Source organism: Actinomadura sp. 9N215 (assembly GCF_044326345.1).
In the GTDB taxonomy this organism is placed as follows: Bacteria; Actinomycetota; Actinomycetes; order Streptosporangiales; family Streptosporangiaceae; genus Spirillospora.
On record NZ_JBIRBA010000002.1, the window covers coordinates 243,176 to 256,155 of the forward strand.

General features: G+C 70.1%; 13 protein-coding genes. 9 read left to right on the forward strand and 4 right to left on the reverse strand.

Annotated elements, in window-relative coordinates; all coding sequences use genetic code 11:
• Positions 1 to 399 precede the first annotated feature (399 nt).
• Together ACH34T_RS03830 and ACH34T_RS03835 are read left to right on the forward strand one after the other, a co-directional pair.
• Positions 400 to 1,236 carry a helix-turn-helix domain-containing protein gene (locus ACH34T_RS03830; protein WP_395990521.1) on the forward strand — a complete coding sequence of 279 codons (837 nt, stop codon included), beginning with the start codon at positions 400 to 402 and terminating at the stop codon, positions 1,234 to 1,236.
• Entirely contained in the window at positions 1,233 to 1,592 is a 360-nt protein-coding gene (locus ACH34T_RS03835) for a DUF397 domain-containing protein (RefSeq protein ID WP_395990522.1), read from the forward strand. The genes ACH34T_RS03830 and ACH34T_RS03835 overlap by 4 nt, the downstream gene beginning before the upstream one ends.
• 411 nt (positions 1,593 to 2,003) lie before the next feature.
• On the opposite strand, the gene ACH34T_RS03840 is transcribed toward ACH34T_RS03835, so the two are convergent.
• On the reverse strand, positions 2,004 to 2,483 hold the full coding sequence (locus ACH34T_RS03840) for a septum formation family protein (protein ID WP_395990857.1): 480 nt from the start codon (positions 2,481 to 2,483) through the stop codon (positions 2,004 to 2,006).
• On the reverse strand, positions 2,368 to 2,826 hold the full coding sequence (locus tag ACH34T_RS03845) for a hypothetical protein (RefSeq protein WP_395990523.1): 459 nt from the start codon (positions 2,824 to 2,826) through the stop codon (positions 2,368 to 2,370). Before ACH34T_RS03845 ends, ACH34T_RS03840 begins: the two co-directional genes overlap by 116 nt.
• Before the next feature lie 323 nt (positions 2,827 to 3,149).
• Between ACH34T_RS03845 and ACH34T_RS03850 the strand changes: the two genes are divergently transcribed.
• The 6 genes from ACH34T_RS03850 to ACH34T_RS03875 all read left to right on the forward strand — a co-directional run bounded on the left by ACH34T_RS03850 (position 3,150) and on the right by ACH34T_RS03875 (position 8,636).
• Positions 3,150 to 3,650, forward strand: coding sequence for a hypothetical protein (locus ACH34T_RS03850; protein WP_395990524.1), 501 nt, complete (start codon positions 3,150 to 3,152; stop codon positions 3,648 to 3,650).
• Between the two features lie 221 nt (positions 3,651 to 3,871).
• Positions 3,872 to 4,342 (forward strand): hypothetical protein, encoded by a 471-nt coding sequence (locus ACH34T_RS03855; protein ID WP_395990525.1) that lies wholly within the window; start codon positions 3,872 to 3,874, stop codon positions 4,340 to 4,342.
• A gap of 157 nt (positions 4,343 to 4,499) precedes the next feature.
• Positions 4,500 to 5,459: a hypothetical protein gene (locus ACH34T_RS03860; protein WP_395990526.1), complete on the forward strand. Its 960-nt coding sequence runs from the start codon at positions 4,500 to 4,502 to the stop codon at positions 5,457 to 5,459.
• A 151-nt stretch (positions 5,460 to 5,610) separates the two neighbouring features.
• Positions 5,611 to 6,648 carry a hypothetical protein gene (locus ACH34T_RS03865; RefSeq protein WP_395990527.1) on the forward strand — a complete coding sequence of 346 codons (1,038 nt, stop codon included), beginning with the start codon at positions 5,611 to 5,613 and terminating at the stop codon, positions 6,646 to 6,648.
• Positions 6,649 to 6,874: 226 nt separating this feature from the next.
• Positions 6,875 to 7,366: a carbohydrate-binding protein gene (locus ACH34T_RS03870; RefSeq protein ID WP_395990528.1), complete on the forward strand. Its 492-nt coding sequence runs from the start codon at positions 6,875 to 6,877 to the stop codon at positions 7,364 to 7,366.
• Positions 7,367 to 7,466: 100 nt separating this feature from the next.
• A complete protein-coding gene (locus ACH34T_RS03875; RefSeq protein WP_395990529.1) occupies positions 7,467 to 8,636 on the forward strand; it encodes a 4-hydroxybenzoate 3-monooxygenase in 1,170 nt (389 codons plus the stop codon).
• A gap of 55 nt (positions 8,637 to 8,691) precedes the next feature.
• Here ACH34T_RS03875 and cydC read toward each other — a convergent pair whose 3' ends face one another.
• A complete protein-coding gene (cydC, locus tag ACH34T_RS03880) occupies positions 8,692 to 10,491 on the reverse strand; it encodes a thiol reductant ABC exporter subunit CydC (RefSeq protein ID WP_395990530.1) in 1,800 nt (599 codons plus the stop codon).
• Positions 10,488 to 12,212 carry an ABC transporter ATP-binding protein/permease gene (locus ACH34T_RS03885; protein WP_395990531.1) on the reverse strand — a complete coding sequence of 575 codons (1,725 nt, stop codon included), beginning with the start codon at positions 12,210 to 12,212 and terminating at the stop codon, positions 10,488 to 10,490. The genes cydC and ACH34T_RS03885 overlap by 4 nt, the downstream gene beginning before the upstream one ends.
• 153 nt (positions 12,213 to 12,365) lie before the next feature.
• Here ACH34T_RS03885 and ACH34T_RS03890 point away from each other — a divergent pair, with 153 nt between their 5' ends.
• Positions 12,366 to 12,965 (forward strand): TetR/AcrR family transcriptional regulator, encoded by a 600-nt coding sequence (locus ACH34T_RS03890; protein ID WP_395990532.1) that lies wholly within the window; start codon positions 12,366 to 12,368, stop codon positions 12,963 to 12,965.
• Positions 12,966 to 12,980 lie beyond the last annotated feature (15 nt).

Genomic DNA, 12,980 nt, shown 5'->3' on the forward strand with positions numbered 1-12,980 from the left:
CACCCACTTACTGGGCTGGCCCGTGGGTCGGCCGGTTGCGCGACTGCGTTCCATGGCAAGAGCCATACGAAGCTCTTGCGCGTTACTGCGTATGACGGTCGCGTCTATACCGGCCCTAGGGTCATGCAGAGTGGCGACCCAATCTCCCGGTAGACCGTCATGGCGTTTTGCACGCCAGATTCGGTGTCCTTGGTAGTCCGCGCGTAGCCGGGCCAAGGCATGGTCGGCTGGGTTGAAGGACGTTTCCATGATCGGTTGCGCTTTCGTCGCGATTTCTCTCCGTTACCGCTTCCCACCTTCCCGTAGTCGGGTTATCTTCGGGAAGAGCAAGAAGGCCGTCGAAAGAAAGCCCCCGGCTGCGGTTAGAAAGTCGCGCCACTTTCGGATCTTGGAGTTCCCATGCCTCGCCGCCCTCGTGACCCCGGTGTCCCGTCCTCGCCGTCCGAATACTTCGGTGCGGAGTTGCGCGCTAGGCGAGAATTGTCCAACTTGTCGCGACCGCAGCTCGCCGAGAGGCTCGGCTACTCACCCCAATGGATCGGACAAATCGAATCTGGCGTGGGCGCCCCGTCCGAGGACTTCGCCAACGACTGCGACGCCTTCTTCCAGGCGAACGGGACGTTCCGCCGTATCTGGGAGTGGATGCAGGAGCTCGGCAAGCTGCAGCTCCTACCGCCGGGCTTCCCTGACTTCATCGAACGGGAGGGGAAGGCCGAGGTGATCTACGTCTTCGAGACCATGGTCATCACCGGGTTGTTCCAGACGCCTGAGTACGCGCACGAGGTGCTTAAGGTGGGGAGGACCTCCGACGCGGTGGACCAACTCGTCGGGACCCGGATGGAGCGACAGGAGATCCTCAAGCGAGAAGACCCGCCTCACGTGTTCGCGATCTTCGACGAATTCGCCATCCGCCGTCCGATCGGAAACCCGGAAGTGCTGAAGGGGCAGATCCAGCACCTCATTGATCTGATGGAGCTACCTTATGTCACGCTCCAGATCGTTCCGACCGCCAAAGGAGCCTACGCGGGTTTGCCTGGTCCATTCACGATCCTGAGTTTTCCGGACGAGGCGGATGAGGCAGATGTTGTGCAGGTCGAAGGTCATGTGGGTGCACAGCTCGTTGATCACACTGCGATCGTCCGGAAGTATGGGGTAGGTTTCGATTTGATCAGAGCCTCGGCGATGAGCGCCGAGGAATCACTGGACTTCCTCCGGACGATCTTGGAGAGCCTATGACCACGCAGCACCCCTGGGCTGTGCAATGGCGCAAGAGCCGCCACAGTACAAACACCGGTGACCAGTGCATTGAGGTCGCTTTGGTGCCGTCGGGGTGGCAGAAGAGCAGCTACAGCACCAATACCGGTGGGCAGTGCGTCGAGGTAGCGCCCATGGTGCCGATCTCCGCTGCCGAGTGGAAGAAGAGCAGCCGTAGCACGGACACCGGTGGTGCGTGCGTCGAGGTGGCGGACCTGGTGGCGGCGGTGGCCGTGCGGGATTCCAAGGATCCGGACGGGGCCAAGTTGGTGTTCGGTCCGGCCGCGTGGCAGGTGTTCGCGGCCGAGGCCAAGTCAGGTGCCCTCGACCTGAGCTGAGACCGGTCAACCGGGAGCCCCGGCCCGTCGAGCAGGCGGGCCGGGGCTCTCTGTGCGTCCGGCCCGGCTGCGGGTGGTTCCTCCCGGTGCCGCCGGGCGAGGGGTCGCGGGCCGGGTCAAGGGCGGGTCCGCAACCCGACCTGAGCCGAACCGGCCAAGAGTCCCGGCCGGTGGTGAAGCCTCGCGTGACAGGAACCGGCGACGACCCCGTCCGTCATCAAGTCGAAGCTCGACGACGCGGACCGTCCATGACGCGGGGCAGCCGGCACTTGTCGGCCCGGTCGGGATCGGATGGCATGGAGGATGTCGGGGAAGGTCCCGTCCAGCCAGGGACGGAGGACACGGGCCAGGTGCCGGAGCCGCGCGAGCAGGCCCGTTCCATCGACCAGATCGAGAACGGATGCGTCCGCGCTAACGCCGTAGACCCTTGATTGAGTAATTTAGCGATTGCTTAGGGTGATAGCCGAGGCATACCACCCGCCGGTCGCCGCGTGCCCACAAAGTCGCATTAGGGTGCCATACGTGGCCTTTCAGCTCGGAATCGAGATGGGAAATGCCCGTATATTTGTGAAACTCGGTTTGGCACTTGACGGCGGTCATGTTCTCGACCTCGTCCTGGCCCGGAAAGGGGGTGGACGCTGGCCAGAGGTTACCTGCGTAGAACACTTCTCCAACGTGGCCCTTCGCGCAAGAGGTGATCTCCGCATAGAGTGGAGAATAATAGGAGGGCTTTTCGGGCCACCGACATTGACGTACTCGCCTTTCCGTAGGCTGGTCACCCGCACGACCATTCCGTCCTGGCGCGAGAAGGCAGGAGTGGAGGGGCAGGGATCGACAGGTGCGGGGCGCTGCGCGACGGGCGAGTTGGAACGCCGGGGGTCGGCTCAGCAGTACGCCGGGACGAGGACTCGGCCCAGCCGAGAAGTATTGTCACGCCGAGCATCGCGGCGAAGATCGTGACGGCGAAGGCGCTGACGAACTGCCACGTCCTAGGACTGGATCGGAGGCATACCAGCACGAGGCATCCGACCGTGAATCCGATCGTGCTCAGAACGGTGACGGTCGCCTCGGTACTGAGGTTGATCCTCGTCCCGTAGCGAAACAGGTACGTGACGACCGAGAATCCCGTGCTGGCGGCGATGCCGCCGAGCACCTGGACGAGGAGCGTGTGCCGCTCCACGAAGTCCAGCCACTCCCTCCAGCGAGGACGGTCAGGTCCCGGCTGTTCCGACATCGATCCACTCCTGCTGCCGCGAACTCTCGTGCGACCGCCCGCAGACGGCTCCATCGCCTGTGAGACGCACGTGAAGATTCCCAGCGTTTCACCAGAAGGATGGATAGGAGAGGGTTTCCTCCGCGGATCGCGCCGCCATTCGCGGAACGGTCTGTGGGGTGCTTCTCGCCTCCCGGTAATGCCGCAACGGATCAGGAGCGCGTCTGGTCGGCCTTGAGCTGGGGCAGGCCGGGCGGCGTCATCCACTGATCTTGGTGGGCGGGGCGCTCTATCCTTGATCGCGTAGCCGTTTCGTTCCGAGACCGTCCGCCCAGGGAGCCATCGTGATCGCGCTCGTCCTGCTGTTGGGTTCCCTGGTCGGGATGGTCGTCGCCGTGGCGGTGGCCGTGTGCGGCATCGTGGCGGTGGTCCGGCATGGACGGCGCGCGCGAGCCGGGCTGCTGCGAGGGGGCGCGCTTCTCGCCCTCGGAGCGGCCATCGGCGCGTACGCCTGGGGCGCGGCGCAGGCGGGGGCGGCGGCCCTGGAAGCCGAGGACGGCGGGACGGACTCCTCGCCGCTCAGGCCGTGCCGTGGAGAGGCCGACCCCGCGACGGTGGCGCGGGTCGTCGACTATCGGGTGGGCCTTGTCCCGTTGCGTTTCGAGTGCCGCCTGACCGGCGGCGGGAGCTATGCCACCTCGGTGGTGTCCGGATTCGTGAACCCGGTCGCGGGCCTGCTCGGCGGAGCGGGGACCGTGGGCGCCGTCGCGTCGGCGGTGGTCGCGGAACGGCGACCCCGCAGGTCCGAGGACCGGGTCGGCGCCGAGCTGGGGCCTGGTTCATGAACCGGCCGCCTCCAGGCCCCTGACGCCGGTCGACAAGCGCCATTCCGGGTCATCCGGCCGAGGTCGTTCATGTCCTCCAGAACCGCGAGCTCCGCGCACATTTAAAGGGCTCAATGGGTGCGAGCTGCAAACCCGCTTTTCTGGCCGGATTCGGCTACTCGCAGCAGTGGACACGCGTGCCGGCGCGGCTACCGTTGATGCACCTGCCGGAAGGAGCGGATATGAGCAGACTGCCCCTGGGGCCCTATCCAGGAATCGGGTACGGGCATTTACTGTCCACCAATCCCGGTGTCCTCGTTACCAAGCACGAGTGGCTCGTTCATCCCATCCCCGTCGAGCGCCCGGAGCGTGGCTTTGAGGACGTGCGGATGGAGTGTCCCGTCTGCGGCAGAACGTTCACCGTGCGAGTGTCCTCGTTGGCGAGGGCCAGGCAGCGACAAAAGATGTTGGAGTGGGCGTGGAAGGTGAGCCTGGCGATCGCCGTGCTCTGCTTGCCGCTGATGATCCCCGCCGGGGACGGGCTGCGGTGGGTCTTGTACTTTTTCCTGCTACTCGGGGGCAGCCTCGCGTTATTCATGTACATGCGCTTGGGCCTGACGGACGGGGTGTTCATCCGCTGGCCGACGTGGACTCGCATGCGCGGCCACATGCTCCGCTGGCCTCCCGGGACCCCCAGGCGGTGGCAGCGCTGAATCGGGCGGTACCGTCGCCGCATTCCTGCAGCGTCTCGGTCGCAGCGGAAGACGCGCGGGAACCACGCGGAACTGCCTGTTCCTGGCCCTCGGCCAGGACTCGCTCGTCTCCGCGGCCGCCCTGACCCTGCTGTGGAGCCGCGGGTACGTCGAACCGGTGCAGGCGCCCCCGGAACCACGCCACATCGTCGCGCAGCAGTTCCTCGCTCTCTGCCTGCAAGAGCACAAAGTCGGAAACCGGCTGTGGGCCGAACACTGGAATGGACTGCCGCCCTTCGATCGCGGCGCCGAGCCGATCGTCCGCCACCTCGTCGAGCACGGATACGTCGAGCAGGACGGCGAATTCCTCTTCATCGGCCCCGCCGCCGAAGAGAAGTTCGGCCGCCGCCATTTCATGGACATGACCGCCGTCTTCACCGCGCCCCCCGAGTTCACCGTCCTGTCCGGCCGCCAGGAGATCGGCCGGACCGACCCGATGCTCCTCACCGAACGCGTGGAAGGCCCTCGCGTCCTCCTCCTCGCCGGGCGCAGCTGGCAGGTCACCTGGATCGACTGGAAACGCCGTCGCTGCTTCGTCGAACCGTCCGACCGTCCTGGGAAGGCCCGCTGGTACGGGACGGCCTTCACCGGCTCCAGTTTCGCGCTCACCCGTGCGTGCCGGGACGTCCTGCTCGGCACCGGCCCGCCGGTGACCATGACGGAACGGGCTGTCCGCTACCTCGCGAAGGCGCGCGACGCCGCCACCCACACCGTGCATCCCGGCGGCACCGTCATCACCCGTGACGGCGACGACGTCCGCTGGTGGAACTGGGCCGGGCACCGGGCCAACGCCGTCCTCACCGCGACCCTCTCCGGACTGACCGACGAGAAACAGCGCTTCGAGGACGAATGGGTACGCCTCCGCCCCGACCTCACCCGCGACATGTGGAAGGCCGGCACGGCCGACGCGGCCGACCGGCTCTGCCTCCCCGACATCGACGAACGCGCGTTGCGCGGCCTCAAGTTCAACGAGGCCCTTCCGACCCGCCTCGCCGCCGCCACCCTCGCCGCCCGTCTCGCCGACCTGGACGGCGCCCTGACCGCCCTCACCGACCCGATCCGATTCACCACGACATAGCCCTGTTGCGCGGGGAGGGGTCTCTCGGGACCACCGCTTTGTTGGAGATATGAGGGGTGGGCTCAGCTGGCCTTGGACGGTCGTGGCGTGTTTGGTGATTTCGGTGCTGGTGGGGGGCTCCGTCAGTTGCAGGCGTGCCGATCCTGATCCGGTGCCGCCTTCGCAGTCCGTGCGGTTGTTGTCGGTGAAGTACTGGCGCGGCGTGTTCGATGCCGGGGCGAGTGCGAGCCATGCGGAGTCTGAGCGGCTCAGCCAATCCCGGGACAGTTCCGACTTCTACCCGCTCGCTTATTCGATCGACGAGCTCGCCGGCATGTTCGAGGCGACAGGGGACCTTCGCTATGCCCGGAGGGCGTTGCGGTACACCGGCAACATGATCGGGTCCGCCCGGCCGTCCGCGTCGCTGCCGACCAGCACTTTCAAGGACGCCTTTCTGGGCTGGGTGTCGCCGGGTGGCGGCGGGGACGAGATTCCGCTGTACGAGAGCTATGTGTGGCGCTACGTGACCCGCCTGCTGCGGCTGCTGCGACCCGGGATCAGGAGCGCGCCACACGACGTGCGGGCCGATTACACCCGAATCCTGGCGTTCACCGAGACCAATATCGTGGACAAGTGGCGCGTCCGCGGGGCTGACGCCCATATCTACCGCTCCCGCACACACATGGCCGCGCACTGGGCCTCGATCGCGCTGGACGTCTCCATGCTCACCGCCGACGCGGCGCGGCGGGCCGCCTGCGCCGAGATCGTGCGCAACATCGACGACCACCTGCCCAACCATCGGTCCTCGCTGCGTCAGCAGCTCCGTCCCGGCCGTCCTGATCCGGCCGCCTACTGGTGGAGCGACGTGTGGGGCGAAACGGGCGGGCACGGCCAGGACGTCGGCCACGGCAACGGCGTCATCGCCTACGTCGTCGAGGCCCGCGACACCAACGCCGGCTGGTCCGCCAGGGAGGTCGCCCGGTTCGCCCGTACCCTCACTCACCTGGTCGCCGGCTCCGGGCCCCGCTACCCGATGTACGTCGACGGCACCGGCGTCGACAACGGCTGGATCGCCGACGGATTCGTCAAGCTCGGCCGCTACGATCCCGCACTCCAGGCGAAGCTGCAGACCTACGGCGTGCAGAACTCGCAGTTCCACGCCGCGATGGCGGTCAATGCCGCGCGATTGGGCGCGCGCGGTGGGGGATGAGCCTCCCAGCACATGCCATGAGGTCGGAGATGAGCTTGCCGCTTCGGGGCGGGCGGGAACCCGGCGCGCTGGCGGTATGTCCAGGTGACACGGTTCGCGGGGCTGTGTCACTATTGGCGGCGCTCGGCGGCCGGTACCGGCGGCCTGTGTCCGGGCGACGGGGCAGGGGAGGTCGGGTGCGCCGGACGGTTGTCGCGGGTGTGCGCGGGCGAGGACGGGATGACTGATGGCCCATGCGCGTCCTCCCGCAGGGCCCCCCGCACGGCGGCGGTACGTTGTGCTCGGCGTCGTGCTCGTGCTCGTGATCGTGCTTCTCGCGGGCGTGGGGTACGCGGTTCGGCCGTCCGGGCGGACGAGGCCGTCCGCCGGCCCGGCCGTGACCGATGCGGGGCCGGAGGTCGAGGCCAGCACGCGGGCGCCGGTGTCGCCGGATTCGGTCGGGGTGGGACGGAACAGCATTTCGCCGTCCCCAACGCCGGAGACCTCTACGCCCTCGCCGTCCACGGCCGCGCCTACGCCGTCCACTAGTGGACGCGTCCCGCCGCGGACGACGCCGCCCCAGAGGAGGCCCGGCTCTTCCGCGTGGACGGCCGGTGTCAGCTACCGTCCGGGCGACAGGGTTTCCCATCGCGGTGCGCAGTATGTCTGCAGGCAAGCGCACACTGCGCAAGCCGACTGGCAGCCCCAGGACACTCCGACGCTCTGGCGATCTGCCTGAACCGTGTTGGGGCTTCGACCGGCCTCGCGGCTCGGACTCCGCGTGTGGGGTGGGGGCTGGTGGCTTATGCCGGGCGGGTTCGGTGCGGTAGTTGTCTTACATGCGCATTAGCACCCAGGTCGTCGTTGTCGGGGCCGGTCCGGCGGGGCTGAGCTTGGCCAACCTGCTCAGGCGGGCCGATGTCGACTGTGTGGTGGTGGAGCGGCAGGGCCGGTCCCATGTGGAGGGGCGGCAACGTGCGGGTGTGCTCGACTACGCCGGCACCCGGGTCTTCGAGGAATGGGGGCTCGCGGACGCGCTGCTGGCCGGAATGCCCGCCGACAGGATGCTTGAGATCCGCGTCGACGGGGAACCGCATTTCCTCGACGTCCCCGCCCTGTCGGACGGGCGGGCGGGGCGGATCATTCCGCAGCAGGTGCTTGTCGCGCGCCTCATCGACATCTTTGTGAAAGGCGGAGGCGATCTGCGGTTCGACGCGGACGAGGTGGCCCTGCACGGGCTCGACGGCGCTCGTCCCAAGGTCACCTATCGCGGCCCGGACGGGGCCGTGCACGAAATCGCCTGCGACTACGTGGCGGGGTGTGACGGTTACCACGGCGTCAGCAGGACCAGCGTGCCCGCAGAGGCCATGACCGTCTTCTCCTACGACCACGGCATCGGCTGGTTCACTGTTCTCGCCGATGTCCCGCCTCCCCGCCATCCGCTTCTGGCGGTGAGTTCGCACGGCTTCGCCGCGCAGTTTCCGCGGGGACCGGCGGCCAGCCGCTTCTACCTCGAATGCGCGCCCGACGAGGCGCTGGACGAGTGGAGCGACGAGCGGATCTGGACGCAACTGCGGCTCCGCCTCGGCGACGAGGCCCTGCCCGCCGGGCCGATCGGTGAGAGAACCGTTGTGGAGATGCGCAGCTTCGTCGTCGACCCGATGCGGTACGGCAGGCTTTTCCTGGTCGGCGACGCCGCGCACATCATCACCCCCATGGGCGGCAAGGGGATGAACCTCGCGGTCGCCGACGCGAACGTGCTCGCCCATGCGCTTCGCGCGGCCGTGCACGACGGTGATGAGGACCGGCTCGCCGCCTACTCCGCCACCTGCCTCAGGAAGGTGTGGAGCCACCAGGAGTTCTCCCGCTGGCTGACGGAAATGACGCATGAGGCCGGCAACGCCGCGCTGGCCGGGACGTTCCGCCGCGAGCTGGCCCGGGCTCGCCTCGGCCGGCTGTTCACCTCGGACGCCGCCGCCCGCGCCTTCGCGGATCTGATGGCAGGCTGAAGAACCGCGAAGGCGGTCAGGACGGGGGATCCGGTGAGGTCGCCGTCGCCGATGCTCAGGGTGAGGCCGCCTGTGCGGACGTCGCCTGGGCGGCGAGGAGGGCGCGGTAGGCGGTGTTGGTCGCGAGGAGCTCCTCGTGCGTGCCGGTGGCGGCGACGCGGCCGGCGTCCAGGAAGATCACGCGGTCGGCGGCGCGGATCGTGGACAGCCGGTGCGCGATGGTGATCATCGTGTGGCCGGCGCGGGCGGCCGCGACGGCCTCCTGCACGGCCTTCTCGTTCTCGGCGTCCAGGCTGGACACCGCCTCGTCCATCACGATGACCGGGGCGTCGTTGAGCAGCGCGCGGGCGATGGCGATCCGCTGCCGCTGGCCGCCGGACAGCTGCGCGCCCCGCTCCCCGCAGGCCGTGTCGTAGCCCTGCGGGAGCGCGGCGATGAACGTGTGCGCGATCGCCGCGCGGGCGGCGGCCTCGACCTCCGCGTCGGTGGCGGACGGGCGCGCCAGCCGGATGTTCTCCCGCACCGTCAGGTTGAACAGGTACACCTCCTGCGGGACGAGCGTCACCGCCGCCCGCACCGCCGGCAGCGGCACGTCCCGGACGTCGTGCCCGCCGATCAGGACCCGTCCGGACGCGACGTCCCAGAACCGCAGGAGCAGGTTCGCGCAGGTGGTCTTGCCCGCGCCCGACCGGCCGACGAGCGCGACGGTCTCGCCGGGACGGACGTGCAGGTCGACGCCGTCCAGCACGTCGGGGCCATCGGCCGTGTAGCGGAAGCGGACGTCCTCGAACCGCACGTCCGGCTCCCGGATCTCCGGGGCGGTCGAGGCGGGGACGTCCGCGACCTGGGGCGGGTAGCCGATGATCGTCAGCACGCGGCCCGCGGCGGCGCGGACCTCGCCGAGCGTCCGCGCGGTCGCCGACACCGTGGCGATCGGGCCGACGGACGCCAGCGCCAGCACGATCAGCACGGGCAGCCAGCGCGCGTCCAGGCCGCCCGCCCGGACCTGGTGCGCGGCGGTCAGCGGCACGACGATGACGCCGAGGGCCAGCAGCAGGTCGGTGACGGCCTGCTCCAGCCCTGACCGGCGCGCGTACGCGGCGGTGTGCCGCGCGGTCGCGCGGGTGCGGCGGACGAGCCGGTCCAGGTACCAGCCTCCGCGCCCGAACGTCACCAGCTCGCGCAGGCCCTGGACGCCGTCGAGCGCCTCGGCGTTCAGGGTGCCCAGCTCGCCGCGCAGCGCCCGGCCCTGCGCGGCGGCCCGCCCGGCGAGGACGAACGGGACGACCGCGACCAGCACCATCAGCGCGAGCGCGACCAGCGCCGTCCGCCAGTCCAGCGCGGCGATCAGCCCGACGGACGCGAGCGAGACCAGCACCGCGCCGAGGTAGTCGCCCGCGGTGTGCGCGAAGAACATCTCGGTCTTCTCCACGTCCGCCATCGCCGACGCGGTGAGGTCGCCCGTCCGCTTCCCGAGGATCCTGCCGGGCGTGGCTCGCTCCAGCCCGTCGTAGAGCCTGACGCGCAGCCCGGCCAGGATCCGGAACGCCCAGTCGTGCCCGATGTAGGACTGCCACCACGCGGCGACGCCGGTGAGGACGGCGGACGCGGCGAGCGCCCAGGCGACCGGCGCCTCGTCCGCGAACGTCCGGCCGGTCAGGACGGCGCCGACGAGCCACGCGCCGAGCGCCGACGTGGCGATGAGCAGCGCGGCGAACGCGATCCCCGACAGGACGACGAGCGCGAACGCGACCGGGTCCTCCAGCAGGTAGGGGAGCAGTCCGCGCAGCGGGCGGGGGTGCCGGGCGTCGGCCTCGGCCGGCACGCCGGTGGTGTGGCCGTGTCCGTGGGTCATGGTGTGACTCCCGTCATCTCCTCCTGCGCGGCGATCAGCCGCGCGTAGGCGCCGCCGCGGCGGCGCAGCTCGTCATGCGTGCCGGTCTCCGCGATCTCGCCGCCGTCCAGGACGATGATCCGGTCGGCGTCGCGGACGGTGGACAGCCGGTGCGCGATCACCAGCGTGGTCCGGTCCCGGGTGGCGTCCCGGAGGGTGTCCTGGATCAGGGCCTCGGTCGCGGCGTCCACCGCGGACGTCGCCTCGTCGAGCACCAGGACGGGCGCGTCCTTCAGCAGGGCGCGGGCCAGCGCGACCCGCTGGCGCTGGCCGCCGGACAGCTGCTGCCCGCGCTCGCCCGCCGACGCGCCGAGCTCCAGCCCGCCGAGCCCCTCCAGCCCCGCCGCGCGGGCGGCGGCGCGGACCCGGCCGGCGTCGCCGTCCGGCGCGCCGAACGCGATGTTCTCCTCGACGGTGCCGTGGAACAGGTAGGTGTCCTGCGGGACGAGGCCGATCATGCCCCTGAGCCGGGCGCCGGGGATCGTGCGCAGGTCCCGGCCGCCGAGCTTGATCGTCCCGCTCTGCGGATCGAGGAACCGGAGCAGGAGCGCCGTGAGGGTGCTCTTGCCCGCCCCGGACTCGCCGACGATCGCCACCGTCTCGCCCGGCCGCACGGTGAACGACACCGAGCGCAGGGCGGGACGGTCGCGTCCCGGATAGCGGAAGGTCACGTCCTCGAAGGCGACGCTCGGCGCCAGCGCCCCCGGCGCATCCGGCTCGGCGGGCTCCGGTGCGGGGGCTCGCGCGGTGAGCAGCTCGCCGATGCCCTTGGACGCGCTGACCGCCGCCATGCCGTCGTGCGCGCGCTGCCCGAGATCGTCCAGCGGGCGGAACACCTCAGGCACCAGGAACACGACGGTCAGCAACGACGCGGCCTCCACGTCGCCGCGGGTGAACCGGTACGCGACGTAGATCGTCGCGGCGGCGCCGGCGCCGAGCGTGCAGATCCGGTGCACGCCGAGCTGCATCAGGCTGTACCGGAGCTGGTCCATGCAGACCTTCCGGAGCCGCTGGGCGCTCTCCGCGACGAGGACGCGGCGCCGCGCGGCGGCGTCGAACGCCTTGAGCGTCGGCAGGCCCTGGACGGTGTCGACGAACTCCGCGTCCGTGTCGCCGATCGCCGCCCAGACGTCGTCGCTGCTCTTGGCGAACGCGGCCTGCCACGCCATCGTGCCGAGGATCGCGAGCGCCCCGCCCGCGAGCACGATCACCGAGAGCCACGGGTCGACGGTGAGCAGGATCACCAGCACGGTCAGCGGACCGGCGACCGCGTTGGCCAGTGCGGGCAGGTAGCGGCCGAAGTACGGTTCCATCGCCTCCACGCCCTCGACCAGCGTCGATCTGATCTCGCCGCTGCGGGTCAGCATCAGGTGCCCCGGCCCGAGCGCGAGGAGGCGCTCGTAGAGCCGCACGCGCAGCCGTTCCTTGGTGACCGCGGCCGTCCGGTCGGCCGCCACCTCGGCGAGCCACAGCGCCGCCGCGCGGACGGCGATCGCGGCGCCGAGCCAGACGTAGCCGGCGGTGGCGGTGCGCCCTTCGACGGCGTCCGCCACGACGTGCGCGAGCGCGAGCGCCTGCGCGACCCGCGTCGCGGTGACCAGGAAGCCGAGCAGCGCGGCGGCCCCGATGTGGCCGCGCACGGCCCACGCCAGCGCGATCAGCGGGCGGTTGAGCAGCACCATGTCGTCTCACCTCTCCGAGCCTCCGCGGGCCTCCGCGAGTTAATGACCGGCGGTCATTAACTCGAAAACGATTATCATGGCGTCGCGGTGGCAGGCAAGGGGCCCGCCTAGGATGACCGGTGAGACAGCCGCCGGACATGACGGAGGGTGACGGTGCGTCCACGCGACAAGCCCGTCGAGGAGCGGCGCGCCGACCTTCTGGACGCGGCCGAGAAGCTAGCCCTGGAGCGCGGCATCGACGGCGTGACCGTCGACCTGGTGACGGCGGGCGCCGGCATCTCCAAGGGCACCTTCTACCTGTACTTCCGCTCCAAGGACGACGTCCTGGACGCGCTGCGCGATCGCTATCTCGCCGCCTTCGCCGCCCGCCAGGACGAGGCCGCCGCGCTCGCCGGCCCCGGCGACCCGGTCGCGCGCGTCGAGGCCTGGGCGATCGCCGGCCTGGAGGACTACGTCCGCGACCACCGCCTCCACGACGTCGTCTTCCGCCACCGCGAGCCGCCGCCCGACGCTCCGGACGAGCACACCTCCATCGACGCGCTCGCCCGGCTCCTGACCGAGGGCGTGGACGCCGGCGCGTTCGCCCTTCCGGATCCGGACGCGACGGCCGTCGTGATCTTCCAGGCGGTGCACGGCGCCGCCGACCATCTCATCCACGTCGGCGACGCCGACCTGCACGGACGGGTCGTCCAGGAGATCCGGCGCCTCTGCCGCGCCCTTCTCGGCTCGCCCGCCGGGCGGCGCGAAGGCTGAGCGACGGCCGTCCGA